Origin of the sequence: Paraburkholderia acidipaludis NBRC 101816, assembly GCF_000684975.1 — a bacterium.
In the GTDB taxonomy this organism is placed as follows: Bacteria; Pseudomonadota; Gammaproteobacteria; order Burkholderiales; family Burkholderiaceae; genus Paraburkholderia; species Paraburkholderia acidipaludis.
Genome location: NZ_BAXZ01000004.1, coordinates 159,252 through 185,744 on the forward strand (window position 1 = coordinate 159,252; position 26,493 = coordinate 185,744).

26 protein-coding genes are annotated in these 26,493 nt (G+C 65.0%); 19 read left to right on the forward strand and 7 right to left on the reverse strand.

The genetic code is table 11. The annotated features are described in order from the left end of the window. Positions 1–18 precede the first annotated feature (18 nt). The gene (locus BAC01S_RS34445; protein ID WP_043201322.1) at positions 19–204 is read left to right on the forward strand and encodes a hypothetical protein; all 186 of its coding nucleotides are present in this window, start codon (positions 19–21) and stop codon (positions 202–204) included. Between the two features lie 55 nt (positions 205–259). On the opposite strand, the gene BAC01S_RS30450 is transcribed toward BAC01S_RS34445, so the two are convergent. Beyond that, on the reverse strand, positions 260–979 hold the full coding sequence (locus BAC01S_RS30450; RefSeq protein ID WP_043201324.1) for a DUF2459 domain-containing protein: 720 nt from the start codon (positions 977–979) through the stop codon (positions 260–262). Positions 980–1,256: 277 nt separating this feature from the next. On the opposite strand from BAC01S_RS30450, the gene BAC01S_RS05930 reads away from it, so the two are divergent. The 6 genes from BAC01S_RS05930 to BAC01S_RS05955 all read left to right on the forward strand — a co-directional run bounded on the left by BAC01S_RS05930 (position 1,257) and on the right by BAC01S_RS05955 (position 8,904). After that, positions 1,257–2,663, forward strand: coding sequence for a circularly permuted type 2 ATP-grasp protein (locus tag BAC01S_RS05930; RefSeq protein ID WP_027793929.1), 1,407 nt, complete (start codon positions 1,257–1,259; stop codon positions 2,661–2,663). Between the two features lie 74 nt (positions 2,664–2,737). Continuing rightward, the gene (locus BAC01S_RS05935; RefSeq protein ID WP_027793930.1) at positions 2,738–3,691 is read left to right on the forward strand and encodes an alpha-E domain-containing protein; all 954 of its coding nucleotides are present in this window, start codon (positions 2,738–2,740) and stop codon (positions 3,689–3,691) included. 50 nt (positions 3,692–3,741) lie between these two features. Continuing rightward, positions 3,742–4,542, forward strand: coding sequence for a transglutaminase family protein (locus BAC01S_RS05940; RefSeq protein ID WP_027793931.1), 801 nt, complete (start codon positions 3,742–3,744; stop codon positions 4,540–4,542). Positions 4,543–4,605: 63 nt separating this feature from the next. After that, positions 4,606–5,472 carry a proteasome-type protease gene (locus BAC01S_RS05945; RefSeq protein WP_027793932.1) on the forward strand — a complete coding sequence of 289 codons (867 nt, stop codon included), beginning with the start codon at positions 4,606–4,608 and terminating at the stop codon, positions 5,470–5,472. Between the two features lie 138 nt (positions 5,473–5,610). Further along, positions 5,611–7,323 (forward strand): acid phosphatase, encoded by a 1,713-nt coding sequence (locus tag BAC01S_RS05950; protein WP_027793933.1) that lies wholly within the window; start codon positions 5,611–5,613, stop codon positions 7,321–7,323. Positions 7,324–7,539: 216 nt separating this feature from the next. Next, complete coding sequence (locus BAC01S_RS05955; RefSeq protein ID WP_027793934.1) at positions 7,540–8,904, forward strand: sugar efflux transporter; 1,365 nt, start codon at positions 7,540–7,542, stop codon at positions 8,902–8,904. A gap of 71 nt (positions 8,905–8,975) precedes the next feature. On the opposite strand, the gene BAC01S_RS05960 is transcribed toward BAC01S_RS05955, so the two are convergent. Then, complete coding sequence (locus tag BAC01S_RS05960; RefSeq protein ID WP_027793935.1) at positions 8,976–9,455, reverse strand: hypothetical protein; 480 nt, start codon at positions 9,453–9,455, stop codon at positions 8,976–8,978. Positions 9,456–10,186: 731 nt separating this feature from the next. Here BAC01S_RS05960 and BAC01S_RS05965 point away from each other — a divergent pair. The 5 genes from BAC01S_RS05965 (at position 10,187) to cyoD (ending at position 15,951) form a co-directional block, all read left to right on the forward strand. After that, positions 10,187–11,728, forward strand: a complete 1,542-nt coding sequence (locus tag BAC01S_RS05965; RefSeq protein WP_027793936.1) for an NADH-quinone oxidoreductase subunit M — start codon at positions 10,187–10,189, stop codon at positions 11,726–11,728. Positions 11,729–12,079: 351 nt separating this feature from the next. Beyond that, positions 12,080–12,967, forward strand: coding sequence for a ubiquinol oxidase subunit II (gene cyoA / locus BAC01S_RS05975; RefSeq protein ID WP_027793938.1), 888 nt, complete (start codon positions 12,080–12,082; stop codon positions 12,965–12,967). 6 nt (positions 12,968–12,973) lie between these two features. Beyond that, positions 12,974–15,010, forward strand: coding sequence for a cytochrome o ubiquinol oxidase subunit I (gene cyoB / locus BAC01S_RS05980; protein ID WP_027793939.1), 2,037 nt, complete (start codon positions 12,974–12,976; stop codon positions 15,008–15,010). Further along, entirely contained in the window at positions 15,010–15,621 is a 612-nt protein-coding gene (cyoC, locus tag BAC01S_RS05985) for a cytochrome o ubiquinol oxidase subunit III (RefSeq protein WP_027793940.1), read from the forward strand. The genes cyoB and cyoC overlap by 1 nt, the downstream gene beginning before the upstream one ends. Further along, the gene (gene cyoD / locus BAC01S_RS05990) at positions 15,622–15,951 is read left to right on the forward strand and encodes a cytochrome o ubiquinol oxidase subunit IV (protein ID WP_027793941.1); all 330 of its coding nucleotides are present in this window, start codon (positions 15,622–15,624) and stop codon (positions 15,949–15,951) included. It abuts the gene before it with no gap. A gap of 346 nt (positions 15,952–16,297) precedes the next feature. Here cyoD and BAC01S_RS05995 read toward each other — a convergent pair whose 3' ends face one another. Then, positions 16,298–17,485 carry an SET domain-containing protein gene (locus BAC01S_RS05995; RefSeq protein WP_156954331.1) on the reverse strand — a complete coding sequence of 396 codons (1,188 nt, stop codon included), beginning with the start codon at positions 17,483–17,485 and terminating at the stop codon, positions 16,298–16,300. A gap of 324 nt (positions 17,486–17,809) precedes the next feature. Between BAC01S_RS05995 and BAC01S_RS33255 the strand changes: the two genes are divergently transcribed. From BAC01S_RS33255 to BAC01S_RS06020, 5 genes are all read left to right on the forward strand, one after another. Next, complete coding sequence (locus BAC01S_RS33255; protein ID WP_052408699.1) at positions 17,810–18,952, forward strand: hypothetical protein; 1,143 nt, start codon at positions 17,810–17,812, stop codon at positions 18,950–18,952. Positions 18,953–19,035: 83 nt separating this feature from the next. Then, complete coding sequence (locus BAC01S_RS06005; protein ID WP_156954332.1) at positions 19,036–19,389, forward strand: hypothetical protein; 354 nt, start codon at positions 19,036–19,038, stop codon at positions 19,387–19,389. Positions 19,390–19,405: 16 nt separating this feature from the next. Continuing rightward, positions 19,406–19,786, forward strand: a complete 381-nt coding sequence (locus BAC01S_RS30460) for an HrpB1 family type III secretion system apparatus protein (protein WP_043201327.1) — start codon at positions 19,406–19,408, stop codon at positions 19,784–19,786. Positions 19,787–19,792: 6 nt separating this feature from the next. Then, the gene (locus BAC01S_RS30465; protein WP_043201329.1) at positions 19,793–20,233 is read left to right on the forward strand and encodes a GNAT family protein; all 441 of its coding nucleotides are present in this window, start codon (positions 19,793–19,795) and stop codon (positions 20,231–20,233) included. A 53-nt stretch (positions 20,234–20,286) separates the two neighbouring features. Next, entirely contained in the window at positions 20,287–20,760 is a 474-nt protein-coding gene (locus tag BAC01S_RS06020; RefSeq protein WP_027793944.1) for an HrpB1 family type III secretion system apparatus protein, read from the forward strand. Between the two features lie 123 nt (positions 20,761–20,883). Here BAC01S_RS06020 and BAC01S_RS06025 read toward each other — a convergent pair whose 3' ends face one another. After that, on the reverse strand, positions 20,884–21,738 hold the full coding sequence (locus BAC01S_RS06025; protein ID WP_027793945.1) for a methionyl-tRNA formyltransferase: 855 nt from the start codon (positions 21,736–21,738) through the stop codon (positions 20,884–20,886). Positions 21,739–21,995: 257 nt separating this feature from the next. On the opposite strand from BAC01S_RS06025, the gene BAC01S_RS06030 reads away from it, so the two are divergent. Further along, positions 21,996–22,373: an HrpB1 family type III secretion system apparatus protein gene (locus BAC01S_RS06030; RefSeq protein ID WP_043201331.1), complete on the forward strand. Its 378-nt coding sequence runs from the start codon at positions 21,996–21,998 to the stop codon at positions 22,371–22,373. A gap of 137 nt (positions 22,374–22,510) precedes the next feature. On the opposite strand, the gene BAC01S_RS06035 is transcribed toward BAC01S_RS06030, so the two are convergent. Next, entirely contained in the window at positions 22,511–23,302 is a 792-nt protein-coding gene (locus tag BAC01S_RS06035) for a phage tail tip lysozyme (protein ID WP_027793947.1), read from the reverse strand. A gap of 359 nt (positions 23,303–23,661) precedes the next feature. On the opposite strand from BAC01S_RS06035, the gene BAC01S_RS35345 reads away from it, so the two are divergent. Then, positions 23,662–24,255 (forward strand): hypothetical protein, encoded by a 594-nt coding sequence (locus BAC01S_RS35345; RefSeq protein WP_043201334.1) that lies wholly within the window; start codon positions 23,662–23,664, stop codon positions 24,253–24,255. A gap of 93 nt (positions 24,256–24,348) precedes the next feature. Here BAC01S_RS35345 and BAC01S_RS06050 read toward each other — a convergent pair whose 3' ends face one another. Both BAC01S_RS06050 and BAC01S_RS06055 read right to left on the reverse strand, forming a co-directional pair. Then, a complete protein-coding gene (locus BAC01S_RS06050; protein WP_027793949.1) occupies positions 24,349–24,807 on the reverse strand; it encodes a lytic transglycosylase domain-containing protein in 459 nt (152 codons plus the stop codon). Between the two features lie 154 nt (positions 24,808–24,961). Next, positions 24,962–26,398, reverse strand: a complete 1,437-nt coding sequence (locus BAC01S_RS06055; RefSeq protein WP_027793950.1) for a helix-turn-helix transcriptional regulator — start codon at positions 26,396–26,398, stop codon at positions 24,962–24,964. Positions 26,399–26,493 lie beyond the last annotated feature (95 nt).

Below are 26,493 nucleotides of genomic sequence, written 5' to 3' on the forward strand. Positions count from 1 at the left end.
CGATCCCGGAGAGTATTCATGCGACGCTCGAGCCTCATTGCCTTTGTTTTGCCGCTTACGCTGGCGGGTTGCCTGTCGTTCAGCAGCAGCGACCCGAATCCCCCGCCGCGTCAGACGGTGGTCGTGCCGCAGCCAACTGCGGTGCCTGCGCCTCCTGCCGACACGGCGCCGCCGCCGGGTACGACCTGCGCCGCGCCATGCTGATCGCCGTATCGTTTTTCCCGCTGGCGCGTTCATGCCGGCGGCGGCAGTCAGGGCTTTAGGGACTGGCCGCCTGCGGTTTAGGGCGGGCGTCGTCGGGGGCGTGCGATACAGCCGCGCGCGTTTCGTTCATCAAATGCCCCGCGAATGGCGTGTCCGCCACGCTTGCCAGTCCCGCCGAGCGCAGGGCGCGCGCCGTCCACGTATTGCAGGTGTGCAGGGCGTCGTAAGTGCCCGTCGCCGCGAAGTACAGGCTGCCCGGATAGGGGCCGTCCGCGAGGCGTTGCGGCTCGTCCATGCCGTCCGTTTCGATCGAATCGCGCAGGAAACGCTGCAGGCCTTCGAGGCCCGCGTCCCCCACAGGCGCTTCGACCACGTTCTCCTCCCCGAACGCCGCTTCGGGCGTGGCCCGCAGCACCGTCATCAGGATCGCCGCGCGGCTCGGCAAGAGTGCGCCGAGCATCGTGAGCGGGTCGTGCCTGCGCTCGACCACGTACTGCCGTTCCCCGAAGCCGAAACACAGCACGGTCGCCCCGTCGAAGCCGTGCGCGAGGCCGAGCGCCCAGGCGTTGGCGTCGCGCGTGCGCAGGCATACGTCGGTGTGCCAATCGCGTCGGACGACGGCAACGAACGTGCGCGCGGTGTCGGCATGGCCGGGATCGACGGCGGCCGGCATCGGCGTGTCGACCGACGCGCATGCGCCCGGCAATAGGCTCAGGAGAGCCACGCATGCGCTCTGCGCAAACAACGCGAGCCAGCCCGCGCGACGTTCATCCATAAGAAAAAGACTTCTCTCGCGAGACGCCAGGCGCGCCGCACGCGCCATACCCGCCTGCCATATGCACCAGATTGAGGCGGACGCGTCACGCATGCGCCGAAGCGGACGCGTTCGACTTATCATCGTCATCGACGTTGCACCATTCCTGCGCAGAATTTGCGATCGCGGATGGCATATCACTTGCTTTTCTGGCAGGACCGCAGCGCGCATGGCATGAAGTCGCAATCGAGCGACGGCATGCGGAAACGCGGCTGCATTCACGCGCGAGAACAAGCCGATGCAAGTCTATGACGAGATGCGCGAAGCGGGTGGAGCACGCCCGCACTACGAGCGGTTCCAGCGTTGGCTGGATCGCCAGACCGCCGAAACGACGACACGCAAGCGCGCGGAGGCGGACCTGCTGTTCAGGCGGGTCGGCATCACGTTCGCGGTCAACGGCGACCTCTCCGGTACCGAACGGCTCATCCCGTTCGATCTCATCCCTCGGGTCATACCGCCCGGCGAATGGGCGTTGCTGGAAAGGGGCCTGCGCCAGCGCGTGCGGGCGCTCAACCTGTTCCTCCACGACGTCTATCACGAACGCAATATCGTGCGCGCCGGCGTGATTCCGGCGGAGCAGGTCTATACGAACGCGCAGTATCGGCCCGAGATGCAGGGCATCGATCTTCCGCTCGGCATCTATGCGCACATTGCGGGCATCGACATCGTGCGTGACGGTCGCGATGGCGCGTTCTACGTGCTCGAAGACAATCTGCGCGTGCCGTCCGGCGTCTCTTACATGCTCGAGAACCGCAAGATGATGATGCGGCTCTTTCCCGAACTGTTCGTTCAGCACAAGATCGCGCCCGTCGCGCACTATCCCGACCTGCTGCTCGACACGCTGCGCACCGCGGCGCCCACCGGCGTGGACGATCCCGTCGTCGTGCTGCTCACGCCCGGCATGTACAACTCGGCGTACTTCGAACATACGTTCCTTGCGCAGCAGATGGGCGTCGAACTCGTGGAGGGCAAGGATCTATTTGTAGAGGATAACTACGTATTCATGCGAACGACCCAGGGGCCGCGGCGCGTGGACGTGATCTACCGGCGCGTGGACGACGACTTTCTCGATCCGCTCGCGTTTCGCGGCGATTCGGCGCTGGGCGTGCCCGGTTTGCTGACGGCGTATCGCGCGGGCCGCGTCGTGCTGGCGAACGCGATGGGCACGGGCGTAGCCGACGACAAGTCGATCTACCCCTATGTTCCCGACATGATCACGTTCTATCTCGGCGAGAAGCCCATCCTCAACAACGTGCCGACGTGGCAGTGCCGCCGCCCGGACGACCTCGCCTGGACGCTCGATCATCTGCCGGAGCTCGTGGTGAAGGAGGTGCACGGCGCGGGGGGCTACGGCATGCTGGTGGGGCCGGCCTCGACGCGCGCGGAAATCGAGGCGTTTCGCGAGCGGCTGCTCGCGCGCCCGGGCAACTACATCGCGCAGCCTACCTTGTCGCTTTCGGCGTGCCCGACCTTCGTCGAGGCGGGCATCGCGCCGCGCCACATCGATCTGCGTCCGTTCGTGCTCTCGGGCAAGACGATCCAGATGGCGGCCGGAGGACTCACGCGCGTTGCGCTCAAGGAGGGTTCGCTCGTCGTCAATTCCTCGCAGGGCGGCGGCACCAAAGATACCTGGGTGCTTGAGTAACGTCGCGAATAGCTTCGCGAATAACGTTGCGAACGAGTTCGCACGCGCAACCCCGACCCGTATAAGGACCGACCATGCTGAGCCGTACCGCCGATCACCTGTTCTGGATGGCCCGCTACATGGAGCGGGCCGAGAACACCGCGCGCATGCTGGACATCAATCTCAAGGCGCTGCTGCTGCCTCGCAGCGCGGACAGCGAGGCGCGCACGCACCGCGCGATGCTGCGCATCTCCGAACTGGAGCCCGCATTCGACGCGCGCCACGAAGAGGTGACGAGTTCCAACGTGCTGCAATTTCTCGTCGCCGATCCGACGAATCCTTCGAGCATCTATTCCTGCCTGCTGGCGGCGCGCGAGAACGCGCGCGCCGTGCGCGGCACGCTCACGACCGAATGGTGGGAGACGATCAACGAGTCCTGGCTGCAGTTCGCCGAACGCCTGCGCGGCGACGAGCTCTCGGTCCACCCCGAGACGCTGTTCGAATGGGTCAAGTTCCGCTCGCATCTGTCGCGTGGCGTGACGCTCGGCACGGCGCTGCAGGACGATGCGCTGTTCTTCACGCAACTGGGCACGTTTCTCGAACGCGCCGACAACACGGCGCGCATACTCGACGTGCGCTTCGTGGAGGTGCAGGAGGCCGACTCGCGCTCGGCGGCGCGCCAGCTCGAAGACTTCTATTACTGGACTTCGATCCTGAGTTCCGTCTCGGCCCTCGAAATCTATCGCAAGGTCTATCGCGACGTGGTGACGCCTGCACGCGTGGTCGAACTGCTGATCCTCAACCAGCAGATGCCGCGCTCACTGCTGGCATCCATGGAGGGCGTCTGCACGAATCTGGCCATGCTGCGCACCGGCGCCTCGCACGAAGTCGAGCGCACGGCGGGCAAGCTGCGCGCCGAACTGCTCTATGCCGATCTGCGCCAGATTTTTTCGGTAGGAGTGCACACGTTTCTCACGCAGTTCCTCGCACGGGTGTACGAACTGGGCAACCAGGTCGCGCGCACCTATCTGATGATGCCGGCAGGGTAGGCGCGCAGCGCCGGTCGTTCCCGTCACTGTGGAGCAAGAGGATTCTCGTCATGCAGCTCGCCATTCGCCACGACACCGTTTACCGCTACGAAGCGCCGGTGCACTATTCGATCCAGCAACTGCGGCTCTCGCCGCTCACCACGCCCGCGCAGATCGTCACGCAATGGCTCGTGGACGCGCCCGGCAAGCTCGAGGCAGGGCGCGACGCCTACGGCAACGCGCTGATGACGCTCGTGCTGACGCGCCCGCACCGGGAAATCCGCTTGCGCGTGCAGGGGCAGGTCGAGACGGTGCCGTTGGCGGATGGGCGCCTGCCGGAGGGCGAGGGACCCATACCGATGCAGCACTTCACGTCGCCCACCCGGCTTACCGAGGCCGACGCGGTGCTGACCGATTTCGCCCACAGCCTGCCGGCGCTCGGCGACGCCGGCGCACTGCTCGACGCGGCGGCGCGCGTGGCGGAGCGCGTGCGCTACGAAGCGGGCGTGACGGACGTGACACACTCGGCCGCCGACGCGTTAGCGCTGGGGCGCGGCGTGTGCCAGGACCACGCGCACGTGATGCTGGCCCTGTGTCGCGCGCGCGGCGTGCCGGCCCGCTACGTCAGCGGCTACGTCGACCCCGGCGACGTGCCCGAGATGGCGAGCCACGCCTGGGTCGACGTCTGGCTCGACAACGGCTGGGTGACGGTGGACGTCACGCACGCGTGTTTCGCAAGCGAAAAATATTGCCGGATCGCGGTGGGGCGCGACTACGAGGCGGCAGCGCCGGTGCGCGGACGGCGCGTGGGTGGCGTGGGTGAAACGATGGACGTGAGCGTGCAGGTGAACGTCGAGGCGTCGCAACAATAGTTTTCTCGCTATAACAATGGAAACCGCCGCAAGGGCAAGGCGGGAGTGGGGCGGAGGCCAGGTATGACGTATTGCGTTGCGATGGCGGTGGAAGAGGGGCTCGTGTTCCTGTCGGACACGCGCACGAATGCGGGTGTCGACCACATCAGCACGTCGCGCAAGATGACCGTGTTCGAGGACCCGGGCGAGCGCGTGCTGGTGCTCCTCGTGGCCGGCAATCTCGCGATCACGCAGGCTACGCTGCAGGTGCTCACCGAGCCGCACGACGGCACGTGCCCTACGCTATGGAATGCGCCCACGATGGTCGAGGCCGCGCGCATTGTCGGCGACGCGGTGCGCGAGGTGCACCGGCGCGACGCCGAGGCGCTCAGGAACTTCAACGTCGATTTCAATTGCAGCTTCATCCTGGGCGGCCAGTTGCGCGGCCAGCCGATGCGGATGTTCCAGATCTACGCGGCGGGCAATTTCATCGAAACGTCGAACGTCAATCCGTACTTCCAGATCGGCGAATCGAAGTACGGCAAGCCGATCATCGACCGTGTGCTGACGCCGGACACGCCGCTCGGCGAGGCTGCGAAGTGCGCGCTGATTTCGATGGATTCCACGCTGCGCTCGAATCTTTCGGTCGGCCTGCCGCTCGACCTGCTGGTCTATGAGCGCGACTCGCTGCGCGTCACGCGCTACGCGTTGCTCGACCAGGACAACGAGTACCTCCAGATGATCCATTCGACGTGGGGGGCGCGCTTGCGGCAAGTCTTCGGCGAGATTCCCGATCCGCTCTGGGCCGAGGCGGCGAATGTGCCGCGCGGCGAGCGCGCGAGCCTGCCGGCGGTGCCGCGGCCGCTGTCGGATGGGCAGGCGCCGCAGGCACGTCCGGCGCAGACGCTTGCGCAAGCGCAGCCGCAGCGGGGCGCGCCGGGCCAGGACTGACGCGATGGCCAGCAGGCTGCCGCGAAAAGTTCATGCAAGCGGCTGGCATGCAGCCTGTATGGGTACGAACGGAAACGGTATGCTCACTCTCCTGAACCGTGGCGCGCTACGGCACGCGTGATCAGGAGAGACCGCCCGATGAAGCAAAACGACTCGCACCCCGGCAACGACAACGAGCCGCGCTCGCTCGACGCGCAATCCGCGCCCGCGGGCCCCGACGATCCGGCGCGCCGCCGGGTTCTCACGGGTCTTGCAGCGGTTGGCGTAGGGATTGCGCTCGGCGGCTGCCAGACGGCCGAAGACAGTGCGGCGGCCGCGCCGCGCAGTGCGGCCGACTTGCGTGTCGACGCGGCGCTGCGCGACCAGGTGCGCCACATCGTGGTGATCTACGCGGAGAACCGCAGCTTCGTCAATCTGTACGGCAATTTCCCGGGCGTGCAGCATCCGCTGGCAGACGTGAGCGCCGAGCGCTACACGCAGCTCGACCGCGACGGCAAGACGCCGCTCGCGCAGTTGCCGAAAATCTGGGGCGGGCTCGTGCCGCAGGCGCAGGAACTGGACGGCAAGCGCTACATGATCGCGGAGCATGCCATCACCGGACTGTCGAACGCGCCGTTTCGTATCGTAGACGCGCAGGGTCAGCCGTTGCCGAACGGAATCATCACGCGCGATCTCGTGCATCGCTTCTATCAGAACCAGATGCAGATCAACGCGGGCCGCAACGATCAGTTCGCGGCATGGGGCGATTCCGGGGGCCTCGTGATGGGCTATTACGAGAACTCCGCGCAGACGCTGCGGCTCTGGCGCCTCGCGCAGCAATACACGCTGTGCGACAACTTCTTCATGGCAGCCTTCGGCGGATCGTGGCTGAACCATGTCTTTCTGATTTCGGGCCAGGCGCCTTACTATCCGGACATCCAGAACAGCCCGGCGAAGCACCTCGTTTCCGTGGTCGAGGGCGACGATCCGCGCGGCACGCGCCTGAAGCCGGCGCCGAACTGCCCCGCGTCGGCGCTCGACGGGCCGCCGAAGTTCGTTCGCGACGGCCTTTTCACGCCCGACGGCTACGCGGTGAACACGATGGCGCCGCCGTACCAGCCGAGCAGCGTGCGGCCCGCCGAGGACGGCGATCCTGCTCTCGCCGATCCGTCCGACCCGCGCGTGCTGACGCCGCAGACGTACGCGACGATCGGCGACCGGCTTTCGGCGAAGGGCATCGATTGGGCCTGGTACAGCGGCGCCTGGCAGTACGCGCTCGACCATCGCTACACCGGCGCGGTGCCCGATTTCCAGTATCACCACCAGCCGTTCAATTACTTCGCCAACTTCGCCCCGGGCACGGCGGCGCGCGCGCAGCACCTGCGCGACGCGGGCGTGGGCGACGATCCGTCGACCAACCGCCTGCTCGCCGACATCGACGCCGGACGGCTGCCGGCCGTCACGTTCTACAAGCCGCAGGGCAACCTCAACATGCACGCGGGGTACGCCGATGTCGCATCGGGCGACCGGCACGTGACGACGGTGATCGAGCACCTGCAGCGCAGCCCGCTGTGGGCGAACACCGTGATCGTGGTGACGCACGACGAGAACGGCGGCTGGTGGGATCCGGTCGCGCCGCCCATCGGCGACCGCTGGGGTCCGGGGTCGCGTGTGCCCGCGCTCGTGATTGCGCCGTTCGCGAAAAAAGGCTACGTCGATCACGCGATGTACGACACGACTTCGATCCTGCGCTTCATCACGCGCGTTCACGGCTTGACGCCGCTCGAGGCCGTGGCGGCGCGCGATCGCGCGTTTGCGTCGCGAGGGCAGACGCCGCCGGGCGATCTTACGGGGGCGCTCGATCTGGCTTGAGCGGGGGGAGACTGTGGGCGGAAGTTATCCCCAGGGTTTTGCACCGATTCTGTGGAAAACTCATCGAGCGTTCGCGAACCCGCGTCAATACCATGTGGATAACGCGGCCCCGTTTGTTGCGCGCTCACGCGATTCCGCCCGATAATCGCTGCTGATACGGCGCCTGACGCGGCAGCGCGCGTTGCCGGTCCACCCCACGCCATTCTCTGTCGCGCCGTGCTCAACTACTCGCGCTTTGCCGGTCTCCTGCGTATCCCCGGATTCCTGCCGCTCGCCGGCGCCACGCTCATGCTCGGCGTGGCCATGTCTTTTACCGCCCCCTATCTGTCGCTCTTCGGCGTCGAACGTGCCGGCATGTCGCCGCTCAGGCTCGGTATCTTCATGACGGCCATCGCCACGAGCGGCGTGATCGCCAGCACGGCCGCGGGCCGCTACAGCGACGCGACCGGCAAGCACCGGCTGCTGCTGCTGGTTTCGCTGTGCGCGGCGACGCTGGGCTATCTGAGCCTGTGCATCGTGCGCGACTACCGCATGCTGCTTGCCGTCGGCATTGCGTTCATCGGGGCGGGCGGCTGCGCGCTGTCGCTCGTGTTCTCGTTCAGCCGCGCCGCGCTGCCCGCCGCCGACGACGTCGAGCGGACGTTTGCCAGCGCGACCTTGCGCACGATCCTCTCGGCGGCGTGGGTGTTCGGGCCGGCGGTCGGGGCGCTCGTGCTGGCGGCCGCCGGGTTCTACGGTCTCTTTCTGTTCGCGGCCGCGAGCTTCGCAACGTGCGCGACGATCGTCTGGCGCATGCGCGAGCCGCGCATGGACGAGCACGCCACCCAGCATCTGATGCCGCGCCCGGTGAGGCAAGGCGAACAGGACGACTTGCCTTACGAGGGCCAGCCGCTCACGCAGGCCGAAGTCGAGCCGGGGCATGTCCCCGCGCGCGCAAGCGGGCGCGCGGCGGCGAGGCGTCACGCGCCGATGCCCGAGGTGTCCTCGAAGGACATCATGCGCGCCGTCGTGGCGCTGACGCTGATCGGCCTCGCGGCCAATGCCACGATGATCGTGCTGCCGCTCTATATCGTCCACGGGCTACAGGGGACGAGAATCGACGTCTCGATCATGCTGGGCCTCGGCGCGCTCATGGAGATTCCCATGATGCTCGCGCTCGGCGCGCGCGCTTCCGTGCTCAACAAGCCGCGCTGGCTCGCGGCCTGCGCGGTCGTGCATGCGGTGTACTTCGTCGCGATGGCGTCGGCGCCCGGCGTGTATGCGCTGATTCCCATGCAGATGCTCAACGCCTTCGTGGTGGCCGTCACGTCGTGTCTCGGCATGACCTATGTGCAGGATCTCATGCCGGATTCGCCGGGCCGCGCCACCGCGCTCTTCTTCAACGCGGCGCGGCTTGGCTCGATCCTCTCCGGCGTGCTTTCGGGGCTGCTCGTGCAGGCGCTCGGCTATCGCGGCACGTTCCTGTTCTGCGGCTTGCTGGCGCTCTGTGCGCTCGTGCTGTTCGCGGTGCCCGGCGAGCAGTATCCGCACATCGCGCGCGCGGTGCTGCGATTCGTGAGAGAGCGGGGCGCGAAGCGCTGAACCTGGATTTCATCGCCGGCGGCTCGGTCACACGGCCGCAATCGACGAGGTCCACAAGTCGATGCGCAGTGCTAGTGCATATAGGTGACGCGGCGCGGCCGCTCGGAGAGGCGCAGGCCCGCGTCGAGCAGGGCGATTGCGAACCAGCGCGCCGACTTGAGCATGCCCGGGACGCTCGGCATGGGCAGCCAGTCGTTGAGCAACTGAACCGCCGCCTCGCTGCGCGTCGACTGCAGCAGCGCGAGGGTGCGCAGCAGCGAGGCCTCGTCGGTGGCGAGTTCGGAGGCGCACCGGCAGCGTGTGTCGAGCGGGCGGCACGAGGCGCGGCATAGCGTGCCCATCAGCAGGTCGAAATGGCCGACGCCGTCTGCGCCGAGCCCCGCTTCGGCGAGAACCCCCCGCCAGCTCTCTTCCTTGCCGTAGGCGTCGCAGTGCGGGCGCAGCCAGGTGCGGACCGCGCGCAGTACGGTCTGCTCGGCGCTGTCCGGATGCTGGACGAACGAGTCTTCCAGCAGCGTGTCGTTGCGGTGAAAGCGGGCGATGGGGTGCATGGAGCCTCCGGCGAACGCCGGGCTGGCCGGCACGGGTTCCATGATGAGGCACTAGCGCCACAAATGCAAATGATTCTCATTTAAATTGTGTGGATCAGATGCGGGGCGCAACGGGACTTGCGATGCGGCAACCAGGATAAGCACCGCGGCCCGGAGAAAGGACTCTTCCACGCGCGGTGCTTAATGGAAGGAGCGGAGGCGGCTACAGTAGAAACCAGTGCGTTGCGAAGTCCCTGGCGCACAGTGAGAGTTTGGCTCCGATCCTTTTCGATCGGGGCCTTTTTTATTTCGTGGCGGCAGCCGCGGGTGCGCGCGGGGAGGCTTCATCGGTTGAGTAATTGAAACGAAATAATTAAGTAAGGTATTATTCGGGCCGCGACAAATGGGCGCCTGCGTCGAGGAACCACTCGAAAGGTGCTCGTCCGCCCTGAATTCCGGCCAAAAAAGCGATGAGAGCACGTAGTTGTTACTTTTTGTGACGGAATAAAATGTTTTAAAAACAATGACTTAGATAAAATTCTGCTTCCGGTTGTCTTGTTGCGCTGCAAAATCTGCGATTATTGCTTACTCTCGTTAACCCTTGAGCATGTGCGGTTCTTTGCCAAGGCGCTAACAAAAACATTACAGTTGGTCCGGCCCGAATTTCAACCCGCAGTAGTCTTTCAATGTGCTTTCGCGCCTTGTGGCGCGTACATGGCGCTGTGCGCCAGGCGTTTTTAAGGTCTTGTGAAATGCAATCCGTCCCGTTCCTGAGTCTGGCGATCTGGATTCCCATCCTGTTCGGCGTGGTCGTCCTGCGCGTGGGTTCCGGTCATGCGCAGCGCGCCCGCTGGGTCGCGCTCGTTGGCGCCTTCGTCGGCCTGCTGCTGACTCTGCCGTTGATCGCCGGCTTCGACAACACCGTCACCGGCATGCAGTTCGTGGTGTTCCGCAACTGGCTGCCCGAGTTCGGCGTGGCGTGGCGCCTCGGGATCGACGGCATTTCGCTGTGGATGGTCGTGTTGACCGCGTTCACCACGCTCGTGATCGTGATCGCCTCTTGGCAGTCGATCACCGTGCGCGTCGCCCAGTTCTTCGGCGCATTCCTGATCCTCTCGGGGTTGATGGTCGGCACCTTCGCGGCGACGGACGGCATGCTGTTCTTCGTCTTCTTCGAAGCCCAGTTGATCCCGCTGTACCTCCTGATCGGCGTGTGGGGCAACGCGCACCGCATTCACGCGGCCGTGAAATTCTTCTTCTTCTCGTTCGGCGGCTCGCTGCTGATGCTGGTGTCGATGCTGTATCTCTACAGCCAGGCGCACACCTTCGACATGGCCGCGTGGCACAACCTGCAGATCGGCCTCGTCCCGCAGATCCTCGTCTTCATCGGCTTCTTCGCCGCGTTCGGCGTCAAGGTGCCGATGTGGCCGCTGCATACCTGGCTGCCCGACGTGAACCTCGAAGCGCCGACCGGCGCGGCCGTGATGCTCGCCATGCTCAAGCTGGGCGCCTATGGTTTCCTGCGCTTCACGCTGCCCGTCACGCCCGACGCCGCCCACTTCCTCGCGCCGGTCATCATCGCGCTCTCGCTCGTGGCAGTGGTGTGGGGCAGCCTGCTCGCGCTCGCGCAGACCGACATGGCCAAGATGCTCGCGTACTCGACGGTCTCTCACATGGGCCTCGTCACGCTGGGCCTGTTCCTCTTCAACCAGCTCAGCACCGAAGGCGCGATCGTGCAGATGATCTCGTACGGCTTCGTCGCGGGCGGCATGCTGCTGGCGGCCGGGATGCTGTTCGACCGCACGAAGACGCGCTCGATCGACGCCTATGGCGGCGTGGTCAACACGATGCCGCGCTACGCCGCCTTCTTCATGCTGTTTGCCATGGCCAACGTGGGCCTGCCCGGCACCTCGGGCTTCGTGGGCGAGTTCATGGTCATCATGGGCGCGATTCGCGTGAACTTCTGGATCGGCGCGCTGACCGCGACGACCGTCATTCTGAGCGCTGCGTACACCCTGTGGATGTACAAACGCGTGATCTTCGGCACGGTTGCGAACAAGACCGTGGCGAAGCTGGCCGACATAGGCGGCCGCGAGTTGCTGGTCTTCGTTTCGCTTTCGGCGCTGGTGCTCGGCGTGGGCCTCTATCCGAAGCCCATGACGGATGCGATCGAGCTGTCGGCGGCGAATCTCGTCACGCAGGCCCTCCGCTCGAAGCAGCCGGCGGACGGTGCCGCGACTGCCGAGGCAGTGCGCGCGGGCGCGGAAGTCAACGCGCAGCGTTCGCCGACGTGATCACTCAGGTTTGACCGCGCAAGCGCGCGCCGTGCCGCATCGTGAGATGTGCCACGGCGCGCGCTTGCGTGTGAATGAAGGTTTTCGAATAGCAGGGCGTTTCGAAAAAAAGCCGCGGCGGGATCGGCGGCGAAACGACGCAGGGCAAACACGTAGACGTTCGCTTCGAATGCGACAGCATGCGGCGAACGTGTGCGGCAAAGTGTCTCAGTTTCGTTTCGGCAAAGATCATTTTCCACATTCATTGCTTGTTAAAAATCAAAGCGGCTGTATGATGCGGGCGCGCTTCCTTTGTCCGATGTCAGGGGATGTGTCCGGAACCACTCAATGAATGAAATTCAGGCAAACGTGATGAAAAGAACAACCTTGCAAAGGTTATTGCTTCCCGTCGGAGCCGGATTGGCCGCGTGTCTTTCCGGATGCAGCGCGGGAATCCTCGATCCCAAGGGCAGCGTTGGGGTTGCCGAGAAGCAGCTGATCGCCACCTCCACCTGGGCCATGCTCATCGTGGTGGTCCCCGTGATCGTGCTGACGCTCTGGTTCGCGTACCGCTATCGCGCGACGAACCGCAGCGCCACCTATGCGCCGAAATGGTCGCACTCCACGGCCATCGAAGTGGTCGTCTGGACCGTTCCCACGCTGATCATCCTGTTCCTCGGCGTACTGACGTGGAACACCTCGCACGAGCTCGATCCGTACAAGCCGATCGAATCGAACGTCAAGCCGATCACCGTCGACGTGGTCGCGCTCGACTGGAAGTGGCTCTTCATCTACCCGGATCTGGGCATCGCGACGGTGAACCAGCTGGCGCTGCCGGTGGGCACGCCCGTGAATTTCAACATCACGTCGGATTCGGTGATGAACTCGTTCTTCATCCCGCAGCTTGGCACCCAGATCTACGCGATGGCTGGCATGCAGACGCGTCTGCACCTGATCGCCGACCACGCCGGCGATTTCGACGGCCTGTCGGCGAACTTCAGCGGCAAGGGTTTCTCGGACATGAAGTTCCGCACGATCGCATCGGACCAGCAAGACTTCGACGCGTGGGTCCAGAAGGTGAAGGCGTCCTCGACGCAGCTTTCGATGGACAAGTACGCGCAGGTCGCACAGCCGAGCGAGAAGGTACCGGTTCAGTACTTCTCGACGGTCGACCCGAAGCTCTTCAACAACATCATCGCGAAGTACAACAACGGCCACGTCACGGATTTCAATGACGCGTCGTGCGGTACGAAGGGGTAACGAGGCATGTTCGGAAAACTTACACTGGATGCCATTCCGTATCACGAGCCGATCATTCTCGGCACGATGATCGGCATGGCGGTCATCGGCGCCTTCGTGTTGGGCGTGGTCACGTACTTGGGCAAGTGGAAGTACCTGTGGACGGAGTGGCTGACGAGCGTCGACCACAAGCGTCTGGGCGTGATGTACATCGTCCTCGCCCTCGTCATGCTCGTGCGCGGCTTCGCCGACGCCATCATGATGCGTACCCAGCTCGCGCTCGCGTACAACGCGCCGGGCTACCTGCCGCCGCACCACTACGACCAGATCTTCACGGCGCACGGCGTCATCATGATCTTCTTCATGGCCATGGCCTTCATGGTCGGCCTGATGAACATCGTCGTGCCGCTGCAGATCGGCGCACGCGACGTGGCGTTCCCGATGCTGAACTCGCTGTCGTTCTGGATGACGACGGTCGGCGCGGTCCTGCTGATGATCTCGCTCGTCGTGGGTGAGTTCGCGATGACGGGCTGGCTCGCGTATCCGCCGCTTTCGGAGCTTGCGTACAGTCCGGGGGTAGGCGTCGACTATTACCTGTGGGCACTGCAGATCTCCGGCGTGGGCACGCTTTTGACCGGCGTGAACTTCTTCGTCACGATCATCAAGATGCGCGCCCCGGGCATGACGCTCATGAAGATGCCCGTGTTCACGTGGACGGCGCTCTGCACGAACGTGCTGATCATGGCCGCGTTCCCGATCCTGACCGTCACGCTCGCGCTGCTCGGCCTCGATCGCTACCTCGGCATGCACTTCTTCTCGAACGACGGCGGCGGCAACGCCATGCTGTACCTGAACCTGATCTGGGCCTGGGGTCACCCCGAGGTGTACATCCTGATCCTGCCGGCGTTCGGCGTGTTCTCGGAAGTCGTCTCGGCGTTCGCGAAGAAGCCGCTGTTCGGCTACAAGACCATGGTGTACGCAACGTGCGCGATCATGGTGCTCTCGTTCGTCGTGTGGCTGCACCACTTCTTCACGATGGGTTCGGGCGCCGACGTCAACGCGTTCTTCGGCATCATGACGATGATCATCGCGATCCCGACGGGCGTGAAGATCTTCAACTGGCTGTTCACGATCTACCGCGGCCGTCTGGAATTCACCTCGCCGGTGCTCTGGACGATCGGCTTCATGGTCACCTTCACCATCGGCGGCATGACCGGCGTGATGATGGCGATCCCGGGCGCGGACTTCGTGCTGCACAACTCGCTGTTCCTGATCGCGCACTTCCACAACGTGATCATCGGCGGCGTGCTGTTCGGCTACCTCGCCGGCTTCAACTTCTGGTTCCCGAAGGCGTTCGGCTTCAAGCTCAACGAAAAGCTCGGCAAGCGCGCGTTCTGGTTCTGGCTCTCGGGCTTCTACGTTGCGTTCACGCCGCTGTACGTGCTCGGCTTCATGGGCGCCACCCGCCGTCTGAACCACTACGACAACCCGGCATGGCATCCGTGGATGATCATCGCCTGGTTCGGCGCCGTGCTCGTGCTGATCGGCATCGTCCATCAGTTCGCGCAGCTGTACGTTTCGATCCGCGACCGCAACCTGCCGGAAAACCGCGACCTGACGGGCGATGCGTGGGGCAGTGGCCGGACGCTGGAATGGGCGATCGCCTCGCCGCCGCCGTCGTATAACTTCGCAGTGATCCCGCACGTGAGCGAGCTCGACGAGTTCCAGCACATGAAGGAAACGGGCCGCGAAACGCCGGACGTCATCAACACGAAGTACGCCGATATCCACATGCCGTCCAACACGAGCGCGGGTGTCTTCAGCGGCTTCTTCGCGCTGGTGCTCGGCTTCGCAGGCATCTGGCACATCTGGTGGCTCATGATCGTCGGCTTCGTCGGCATTCTCGCGACGATCATCGGCTACAGCTTCCAGAAGAACGAGGGTTACTACATCCCGGCCTCCAAGGTCCGGGCCGATGAAGAAGAGCGCAATCGCGCACTGGTCAAGGCGTTCGCAGGCAAGCAGCGCGGTGGCAAGGTTGAAGAAGCACTGGAGGCCAACTGATGTTGACGAAGACAAGTGCGGCCGCACTCGCGGAGCACGATCACCACGATCACCCGCCCGCGCATTCGGTGTTCGGCTTCTGGCTGTACCTGATGACCGACTGCATTCTGTTCGGCACGCTGTTCGGCGTGTTCGCGGTGATGCAGAACCAGTTCGCAGGCGGCCCGACGGGCAAGGACCTGTTCGACATTCAGGGCGTGGCGATGGAAACGGCGGTGCTGCTGCTGTCGTCCATCACCTACGGTTTCGCGATGATCGGCGCGCACAAGAAGCGTTCCGGCCAGGTGCTGTTCTGGCTGGCCGTCACGTTCCTGCTGGGCGCGACGTTCCTGTATTTCGAACTGCATGAATTCGCGCACCTCGTCGAAGAAGGCGCGGGCCCGAGCCGCAGCGCGTTCCTTTCGTCGTTCTTCACGCTGGTTGCCACCCACGGTATCCACGTGACGTTCGGCATGCTCTGGATGATCGTGCTGATGGTGCAGGTGGCGAAGGCCCCGGATCTGGACGAGCGTTCGGTGCGCCGCCTGACGTGCCTGAGCCTCTTCTGGCACTTTCTGGACATCGTCTGGATCTGCGTGTTCTCCTTTGTTTATCTTGCGAGCGTGATTTAAATGAGTGCTCATCCTATCCACGAAGAAGAGAGCCATGGCAGCTTCGGCGGCTATCTGGCCGGTTTCATCCTGGCGGTGGTGCTCACGGCCGCTTCGTTCTGGCTCGTGCTGCATGGCGGCTTCCCGCGCGAAACCGCGCTGATCGGCCTTGCCGTGCTGGCCGCGGTGCAGATCGTCGTCCACCTCGTGTTCTTCCTGCACATGAACACGTCGTCGGGCCAGCGCTGGAACCTGACGGCATTTGGCTTCACGGTGATGACGGTGCTGATCGTGATCGTCGGTACGCTGTGGGTCATGCACAACGTCAGCATGAACATGATGTCGCGTTAAGCGCATCCGCAGCCGGGAAGCCTTGTTTGACGGGGCTTTCCGGCTGGTTCACCTCGTTGGAATCCCCTCCGGCTGCCAGCCTGGCTGCCATCCCCCGCCGGCCGCGAGTGCGCGGCAACGAATTCGCGCAAGCCGTCCCCGGTAATGGCCGACGCGCGTTTCCCGATCTTCACCAGCATCAGTTCGCCAACCTGGACCAGCCGGTAGAGGGTCGGCCGCGATACGTCCAGCATCCTCGCTTAAGCACAGATCCAGCGCCTCACCAACGATGATGGACATGAGGCGCAATCCGCGCGGCCAGGCCATGCTGCGCGAACTCGCGGCGTTGCCGCGGATCTGGACCGGATCAGCTGCGCAAGCCGTTCTTGACCAGCGCCGTTTCGTCGAGCCCGTAGTTCCATCGAAGTTCGGTGTCCTGTTCGATTTCGCACGATGAAAAGAACGCAACGAGCGAAAGCCGGATTCCGTTTGCCGTGGCCGCGCCGAATGCCTGCGCGCGCACGTTGTAAGGGCCGGGAGACTGCGCGACGATGCGCCCTTGCGTGTCGAACGTGAACAGCGTGTTCATCAGCGACGTCACGTTCTCGCCGTTCACGTAGTAGCCCGGCCCGTCGGACGTGGACACGTTCGCCAGATGGCGCCGGTCCGGGAGCATGATCGTGCTTTCGTAGTCCAGCAACGTTCCGCCATACACGCCAAGGCAAACACCTTCAGGAATACGACGCTTCGCAAACGCACCCCACTGGCCGATCAGCGCGATCTCCTCCGGATGGACGAGATCGCGCGCTTCCATGCGTCGGCCGTGGAAATTTTCACGGTACAGGCGTTCCCGATCGGCGTGCGGCAGCGCCGGGTCGACGTAGGGCCCGATAGAGGCGATCAATGCGGAATCAAGCGCGGGACCAAGCGCGGGACCAGGCGCGGGATCGAGCGCAGGATTCGGACCGATCTCGACCACGGCCGCCGACCCGTCGGGCCAGCGAAACGGATAAGCGCCGTCACGTTCGGGCGCATAGCGGCGGACCGGAAACGAAAACGCGCGCGAGGCCTCGTCCCAGAGAACGTGATTCACGTTAGCCAATGCCAGATTGAACAGGCGAAGCTCGTGATGCGCTCTGGCCGCCGGAGTCAACCCCGCGATCCGGGCCGGCAAACGCGGGCCCACTTCGCTGCGCATCTTGTCCGCCCACGGCCAGGTGCCGTTCCAGAACTGAGGACTGCTTCCCGCTACGCATTCGGCGTAGAGCGCCTTTCTGCCGTCGTCGGATATCAGTTGCCTGCTTTGCTCGAGGACTTCGGCGGCGATCGACCAGAACGCGTTCTTTCTCGATTCGTCGTCGCCGATCTGTCTCGCGGACTCGAAGCAGTGCGCAATATGAGCTTCGAGAGCATGCCATTGCCCGTCGGTGCAGTCGTGCGCGGCGACGGCCGAGCATAAGTCGGGGACGTTGGCGATCAAGCCGCAAGCGGGTTCGTACGACACCGGGGAGACGATAGGGCGCATTGCAGTGGAACGGTCGATGGGACGGGCCATGCTAACGCGCGCGCCGCGATGCTCTGGCTTGCGTTGCGACGACGCGTAGCGTTTTGCGAAATCCGGCGAAATCCGGTGAAAGCGCGGGCGCGGCGGCCGCCCGCCATCACTAGCGTCGAACGCATTGCTTCGCTACACGCTTCGAAGCTTCGCGTGTTCGCGTTTCTTCAGCCATCCCCCTCAGTACGATCCACCTGAGTCCGGGGCTCGTCGCGTTCCGCGGGGACGGTCAGCACGGATCCTCCGGCTGTCGTTCGTATCGACGGTTCGCATTCGACGTTTCGTCGATTGCTTCGTCACACTACTTTTTAAGGAACCAACATCATGTCCAGTACGGCTTCGATCCAGGGGCTCAACACGCTCGCCTCGCTGACCGGCATGTCCGGTCTCTCCAGCGGTGGGTCCAGCGAAACCTCGTCCACCCTGCAGATCCTCGAAGAAATCCTGAGCATGCTGCAACAGATGCTGCAGCAGCAAGGCGGCGACAGCAGCGGTGCCGGCGGCGCCGGTGGGGAAGGTAGCGGCGGTGGCGGTGGTGGCGCGCCGGCGGCCTCGACGGGCGGCGGCGGCGCCAGTGCCGCGCCTGCTTCGGGGGCCGCGCCCGCGTCCGGAACCGCGTCCGCGTCCTCGGCTTCCGGTGCGTCGTCGATGAATCCGCAAAGCGCCTCGGGCGCGCTCGCTGGCTACATGGGCACGAACGGCAACAGCTCGATCAACGTGAACGATCTGTACCAGCTTTCGCTCGGCAACGCCGCGGGCGGCAACGGCCAGAAGCCGTCGCCGGAAGTGCAGCAGGCTGCGCAATACATGCTGGCCAACCCGAGCGTCTACAACCAGATCGAAACGCACGACGTGCCCGGTTCCGACGGCGTCGCCGGTATCGGCGACCTCGAAAACGCGGCGCAAGGCAATTTCCCGATCACGGCGCCGTCGACCGGCGGCGCGGGCGGCGCGGGCGGCACGGGCGGTACGACGAGCCCCTCGACGGGCGGCACCACGAGCCCGGCGAGCGGCGGCACCGATTACTCGACGAATCCCGACAACTACAACACGGCGGACGGCAGCAACAACGGCATCCTTTCGACCACACCCGCGTCCACGTCCGGCACGACCTCAGGAGCCACGGCAGGGACCACGTCCACGACTTCGGGCGCGTCGTCGATGAATCCGCAAAGCGCTTCGGGCGCGCTCGCGGGCTACATGGGCTCGAACGGCAACAGCGCGCTCAACGTGAACGACCTCTACCAGCTTTCGCTCGGCAACGCCGCGGGCGGCAGCGGCCAGAAGCCGTCGCAGGAAGTGCAGCAGGCCGCGCAATACATGCTGGCCAACCCGAGCGTCTACAACCAGATCGAAACGCACGACGTGCCCGGCTCGGACGGCATTGCTGGCATCGCCGACTTCCAGAACGCCGCGCAAGGCAATTTCGCCATCAACACGAACAGCAACAGCTCGAAGGCTGCGTAAGCACCGGCCGTCCGCGTGCCGCCAGGCATTCCCGTGCGGCCGGCGCGCGCCGGTTTTATACCTCGAACCATGTGGAGCATTTCATGAGCGCAATTGGTAAAGCAGTGGAAGGGTTTGCAAAAGACGTCGGCAACGCGGTAGGGGACGTTGCCAAAGGCATCGGCGAGGTCGCGAAGGGCGGCCTGAAAATGGCCGAAGGGGCGTTGAGCCTGAATCCGAAGGAGATGGCCCAGGGCGCGGGCGAAGTGCTCGGCGGCGGCGCCGAGGCCGGCAAGGGGGCAATCTCGCTGACGCCGGAAGGGCTCGAAGCCAGCGCGGCCAACAACCTGCTGGACGGCGCGGCCGATTCGCTGGGCCTTGGCGGCAGCGGCGGCGCGGATATCGACGCCGGCGGTCTCAAGGATCTGGCCAAGGTGGCCGGCTTCATGAAGGCCTGAGCGCACGGGAGACGTTATGGAAGCGACTGCCCTTGTTACCGCGTCCACGCTTGCGCACACGATTGCCGGGCTGATCCGGGACAACCAGCTCGACGAGGCCGAGGAGCAGCTTCGGCAGCTCAACGGCGCGTACCCGCAGGCGCGCGAGCTGCTTGTCTTCCCGGTGATGATCGCGATTCAGCGCGGCCAGGCCCGCGAGGCCTGGCAACTCGTGAACGGCACGCCCGACGAAGCGTATCCGGAGCTGAAGGCGCTGTGCCTGCGGCGCCTCGGCGATCCGAGCTGGTACGGCTACGCAGAGGCGGCGCTCGAGAGCCAGGACCCGCAGGTGCGCAAGGCCATGCGCAACCTGCTGGGATCGAGCGCGCACGACGACATTCACCCGCTGTTGCGCTGAGTTGCCATGAGCCGCTTCAGACTGAGTCCGCGCGTCGATCTAGGCGTCTATTACGACGCGGACGCACCGCGTTACGACGTGCCGGGCGGCAACGTCCTGCAGATCGTGACGCGGGAGGTGTTCGTCGCGTGTTACCGCGATTGCGAATCGATCGGCTTCGAATGCGACGGCCAGCCGATAGGCGGCGTGATTTTCGACGGCGAGCAGGCCCATATTGCGGTGCTGCCCGCGTATCGCGGACGCTGGGCCACGTTGTTGCGGCCGATGCTCGACTGGCTGTTCAGTCTCAAGCCGGAGATCTTCGTGGACGTCGAGGCCGATAACGCCCTCTGCCTCGAATTCATGCGCCGCAACGGCTGGCCGATCGTGAGCCGTCGCGAGCGCTGGCTCACGCACCGGATGACGCAGCAACGATTGATTCCTCGCGAGCGGCGGCTGTCGGTCTGACGCCGGCCCGCTGCCGCGCCTTTTTTCGCTGGACCTCTAGAGACGGAAAAATCGTGACGTACAGAGATTGTGGTGGCGACGTAGTCGGCGGCCTGACCAGGATGCTGTGGACGGCATCGCAGTTCGACCACGAATCGGACTTCGACGATCTGCTCGAAGCGATTCGCGTGCTTCGGCCGACGTGGAACGGTGGCGGAACGGTTGTCGCGTGGCGCTACGTGCGCCGCCACGCCTGGGTGGACGCCCGCCGTGTGCTGGAGGACGACGACGAAGAAGCGAAGCGCTCGGGCCTGCATGCCGCGCTGATGGCCGTTTGCCTGTTCGGCCTGGAGGATCCGTTGTGGCACGGCTACGCACGCGCCGCCGCGGAGCAGCGCGAGAGCCTCGAAGCCGCGAAGATCGGCAACCGGCTGCTCGAACGCGCGGCAAAGCTCGATATCGGCGTGCAGCCCCCGCCTGCCGAACCGGAGGCGGTTTCGCAGGACAATGGCGGCTTTTCGCCGTCGATGACCTGGGTGCGCGCGTGACGGTACGTGCGCTGCGCGCACGATATGCACCACGCGCCGTATCGCAGTCACGCGCGGCAACCCCGTCCCCGCGCGATCCACTCCCGCAGTTAGCCCCGCAGTTAGCCCGCAGCAATCCCCCGGTTAGTCCCGCAGTTGCCTGCGCAACGTTCCGGCGAGCGGGCTCCATTCGATCAGCGCGACGAAGCCGTCCGCGGCAGCCACCACCACGCAGCGGTGGTACTCGTGCACGACCTGGCCCGGCTCGTATGGGTGCGCCTCCTGCCACGCCGCCGCGCGGCGCACGTGCACCGTTGCGCCGTGCAGCGGCGCCATGCACTCGATGAGCCCGCAGGCCCGCACGATCCGCATTGCGTGTGCAACGGGGCGCGTGAAATCGAGCGTGCGCTCGGCGTCGGTCAGACGGGGCCAGTAACTGCCTTCCCCCTGCGGACGGCTTTCGTGCCACAGCACCTCGAAATTGCCGGCGACGCGTGCCGCGAGGCGCTTCGCCGCCATCTGCAGCCGCAGCTGCAGCGTTTCGTGCGACTCGTCGGCGCTCAGCGCGAAGCGCTCGGTATCGAGCAGCCGCCCCGTGTCGAACGCCTCGTCGATCCGGTGGCAACTCATGCCCCATTCGCGCCGGTCCTCGATGATCGCCTGGATCGCCGGGTAGGGGCCGCGCCCTTCGGGCAGCGGCGAAGGATGAAAATTGATCGCGTGGCGCAGATGCGCTTGCCAGGCCGGAATCTTCCATCCGTAGCCGGAGACGACCAGCGCGTCGCATCCGGTCTGCGACAGCATGCGCAAATCGTCGTCGCGTATGCGCGAAAGCTGCACCGGAATGCCGAGCTTCGTGGCGCGTCCGACGAGTTCGTCATGGAAGTCGAACCGGTTGTCGACGGGAATCGTATAAAGTGCCACCGGCTCCCAGCCGGCGGCGACGAAGGCGTCGAAGACGACACGCCAGCGGTCGAAGCCGGCGAACGCGAATCGCATGATCGGTTTTCCTTGTCAACGTCGATGGCGAACGGCCACCGCGGCTTCAGCGTACCAGCGGCTGCCGGTCGCGAGCGGCCGCACCCGAAGTTGTGGCGGGCGCCGCGAAGCGCGCATGCCGGGCGCGGCCTTCTTCGGCTTTCGCGGCGCGGCTTCGCGCAAACGCATGCGGTTTTGGCTGGGTCCGTTACATTGATTTCCCATGAGGGCCAACTGACGGTTCCGATATCGGGCCCTTCATCGACCAGGAGAATCACATGAGCTTCGTTGGCGAAGTCGTGCACCACCTCGGCCGCGACGCGAGCGTTGCGGCGGAAGGCATCGTCGAATGCATCAGGGACAACCGGCTGGACGAAGCGCAGACGCGACTCGAACAGCTATACGACGCTCATCCGCCGGCGCGCGAGCTTCTCGTGCTGCCCGTGGCGCTCGCGCTCGCGCGCGGCCACACGCACGACGCGTGGCAGCTCGTGAACGGCTTGCCGGACGATCAGAGTCCCGAGCTCAAGGCCATCTGCCTCAAGCTGCTCGGCGACCCGACGTGGCACGGCTTTGCCACGGCGCACGAAGACAGTGCGGATCCGTTCGTGCGCAACGCGATGCGGCATTTGCTCGGCATGGAATCGCGGGCCTGATCCGATCGGGGTGGGCCGGCGTGTCCACCATCGTCAGGAAACCGAAGCAAAGATAAAGAAAAAGCGAAGCGCCCCATGAATTCATGGGGCGCTTTTGCATGCGCCGCCGCCCTGGCGGCGGCCAGGGCGGGAAAGACTCAAAGTCCTTCGCTGAGGAACTGCTGCGCGTACTGGTCGCGGTTGCCCATCTGCGGGTCGCTGGCCTGTTCGTAGTCCTGATCCCAGATCTGGGCGGCCTGACCGGTCGTGGTCGCGCCCTTCAGGTCCGTAACCGTGTTGCTGTAATCGGTGTCGAGTTCCTGGTTGATGAAGCCGATCTGCGCCTGTTCGCTGCCGGAATTCACGCCGTTCTGCTGGGCGTAGCTGATCTCGGCGGCCTTGCGCTGGCCGCCCCATTGCGCGACGCCCCAGCCGTTCTCGTTGTTGTCGGCGAAGTTGCTCGACGGACCGCCGGTCGCGCCGCCCTGATTGATGTCGGTCTGAAGGCCGCTTTCCTGCTGCAGATTGCCTAGCACGCCCGCCACCTGCGTCGAGTTCAGGCCATAGCGGCTTTCGAGATCTTGCGTCAGGTCCTGGGCGAAGTTACCCGTGAGGTTGGTCGGCAGCGTGCCGGAGTTGCTGCCGCCACTAGTGCTACCGTCACCGCCCACGCCCGACGTCGCGCCACCGCCGCCGCTGCCGCCGCCGCCACCACCGCCCGAGCCGCTGGCCGGATCGGTTGCGAACGAAGTCGGAGCGGGCGCGGACGAACCGCCGCCTCCGCCGCCCGAGCTCTGGCTCGACAGATCCAGCATTTCCTCCATTTCCTGAATCAGTTCTTCCAGCAGCTGGATGATCTGATTCGTCGAATTGCCGCCGTCGACGCCGCCGATTCCGTCGACGCCGTCGATACTGCCAATTCCTGCCGATTGAAGCGCCAAGCCGCTCATGTTTCACTCCATGTCGTGTCTGGATTCGTCGCGCTGCGGTCGAAGCGCGCACCGCTCGCATACGGGCTTTAATGTAGGCGGCCGTGCGAAATACGGCCGGCCCGGTACGAAGTCATCGTCGGATTGGCGAAGCACCGGCTTCGTCCCGCATGACGGGCACCGTCGAATGTGTCGGCCTGCTTCGCAATATCGTCTACAACGTCGCATTGCGGCGAAGCCGCGGCCGCTCGGCCGCATATCCTCAAGTGGCATTCCTCAATGTCGCTCCGCGTGTGTGGGGATGCGGAAACCTGTCGTCCCGGTAACGAATGTCCGATTGCGGACGATGGAACTCGTCATTTCACTCAAGGAGTATCGACATGCCACCGAAAATCGGTTCAGTCGCCACACAAGTCATCAGGCCGCTTGGCGAAGCGTTAGCCGGCGGCGCAAAGAAGGCGTCGGGCTCACTGCAGAAGAACTTGCCGCGCGCCGCCGACCAGAGCGTATTGGGGAAACTGGCTGCCACGCCGAGCAAGATTCCGCGGCTGGCATCGTCGCAGCCCCGGTTCGGCGCATCCTTGCCGACGAACGGCAGCAGCAGGTTCGGCGGCGCCGCATTCAACGCGGGTTCGGACAGTACGGGGCCAGCTTCGTTCATGCATCAAATGGCGGGTTCGGCGTTGAACCTTGCGGCCGGAACCGCTTCTCCCATCGCGTCTCCGATACTTCAGGCCGCTGCCAATGCGTTCAATCCGACACCGCCGATCGGCGGCGACGGCAACAACACGATCAACCAGATGAATCAGCAGGCGAACCAGTCCACGCAAGACCAGATGGCGATGGCCAATATACAAAACAGGGCGACCATGGCCAGCATGATGGTGAACCTCTCGGAGACGCTGACCGGGGCGCTGGCTTCGGTGGGCAACAAGGGCGCGTCCAACATCGACAAGGCCGCGAGCGGACAGTAATCCTGCATCGGGAAGGTGCCGGCGGAGGCATTCCGCGGCACCGGTCCTGCGTTTCGCAAGTTCCCCGCGCGTCCCGAAACCGCGAACCTGCCGTCACTCCGTTCCTTCCAGCACGTTCATCCGCCCAACGATCGCCTCGATCGAGCGCGCGTAGCGATCACGCTCCGCCGGCGTCTCCGAATGGTATGCGCCTACCGCTTCCCACGTATAGCCGTATTTCGCCACCATCCGGTGCAGATACCACGCGGCCACGAAGACGCTTGCGCACGGGTCCATCAAGTCGCTTGCGGAGACGCCGTAATGCGACAGCGCCGGCAGGTGGACCGAATTGATCTGCATCATTCCGTAATCGATCGAACCGTTAGCATTCCGATGGATCGCGCCGGCGTTTCCGTGCGATTCCTGCCACGCGATCGCGCGCAGCACGGTCGGGCTCACGTGCTGCCTGGCGCCGGCCGATGCGAAGCAGTCGACTTCGGCCCGCACGTCGGCCGGTTTGCAGCTGACGGCGAGCGCCAGCGCGAGTGCGATCTTGAGTGTGGGCGAGTGCATGTTCATGGGGTGCTTGCCGGGCGAGAGACGGGGAGCGCATGAAGAGCCGCGCGAACGCATGCGCGTGACGGAAAACACGACGCCGTCCAGGACTCGCGCTTGCGCGTTGCGCTGGACGGCGTCGTCGGCAGGGGAGCGAGGGCGGGAGCCTGGTTTAGCGGCCCATCGTTTCCGACGGCGCTTCGGCGAACACGCGGCGATAGCCGTTGATCAGCGTCGAGCGATGGCGCACCCCCCACTTGTTCGCGACATCGAGAACGCGGGAGACGGGTGCGTCGTCGTCGAGCAGGTCGTCGCGAATGCGCTCCATGCGCTGGCGGCGAATCAGTTCGCTCGGCGAAAGACCGAGGTGGTTCTTGAACGCGGCCTGCATCGCACGTTCGGTGACGCCGACGTGAGAGGCGACCTCGCGAACCGAGAGATCCTTCTGGTCGAGGTTGTCCATCAGGTAGCGGTATGCGCGGCGATACTTCGCGGGCAGACGCGCGCTAACGTCGTCCGAGTGCTGCACGGCGCGCGTCGTCTGCGCTTCGACGGCCGCGACAGTCGGCATCGAAGCACTGTCGGCGCGCACGTGCTGGATCGAGGCAAGCGCATACCGGCCGTAGAACTGCGCGAATTCCTGCGTGCGCATTTGCAGTTGCATGATCTTCGCGCGGCAGTACAGATAGTCGAGATACCAGCGGGCGTGCTGGCTGCCTTGCGACGCGGCCGCGCCGGATGCGTCGAGCATGGCTTCGGCGAGCGGCGTGGCGCAGCCTGCAATCGCGGCAAGCGTGATTTCGAGGCACAGGCTGCGATGGTAGTCGCGCAGACCCGCCGTGCGGCTCCAGCTCACATATTGCTTCAGCGCTTCGCTTGCGCTCGTCTGTCCGCTCGCGAGCGCCACCACATGGCGCAGGTGCTCGACGCGACCGGCGAGCAGCGGCAGTTCGACGCCGTCGGGCGCGCGGCCGCGCACCGGCGCTTCCGTGGCCGCGAACTCCGTGATGACCGAGCGCCAGTAGATGTGATCGGCCAGCCGCTCGGAGCCGTGCAGCGCGTGCTGCGCAAAGAGGTCGCGGCGCAGTGCTTCGACGAGATAGGTCCAGCGGCGATCCGGATGGGCTTGCGCGAGCGTGGCCAGCTCAGCGAGGCGATGGCACGCGGCCTGAACGCAGCCGAGGTGGAACGAGACGAGCGTGGCGCCCACGAGGCTGTCGAGCCGCTGGCGCGTGGTCGCCGCCTTTTCTTCGCCGATGCGCTTGAAGCAGCTCAGCGCGACGCTGAACTGGTTGCGGAAGAATGCCTGCCAGCCGGTGTTGCGGCACGACGCGACGCGAAGCGCATCGCGGTCCTGGCGAATGGCCCGTTGCGCGCGCCGGTACGTCTCTTCGGCTTCTTCGTGGCGGCCGAGCATGAGCTCGAGATCGGCGTAGATCTGCAGTGGCGCGTAGCCGGGCTGCGCCTGGCCGGCGTCGACGTCGGCGAGCTGCGCAACGCGGCGAACCGCATCGAGAAACTGGCCGTCGAGCACTTTCGATGCGATGTCGGAAGGCGTGTCGTCGAATGCGAGGGCCGAAGAGGCGGCGAAGTAGATCGTCGAGAACATGGCGTGCTCCTGAATCCGTGAGCGTTGCGTTAGCGAAGGGTGCAGTTCGTGAAGCAGTGAATGCATGTTTCCATCGCCGACGTTTTGAGGCGCGG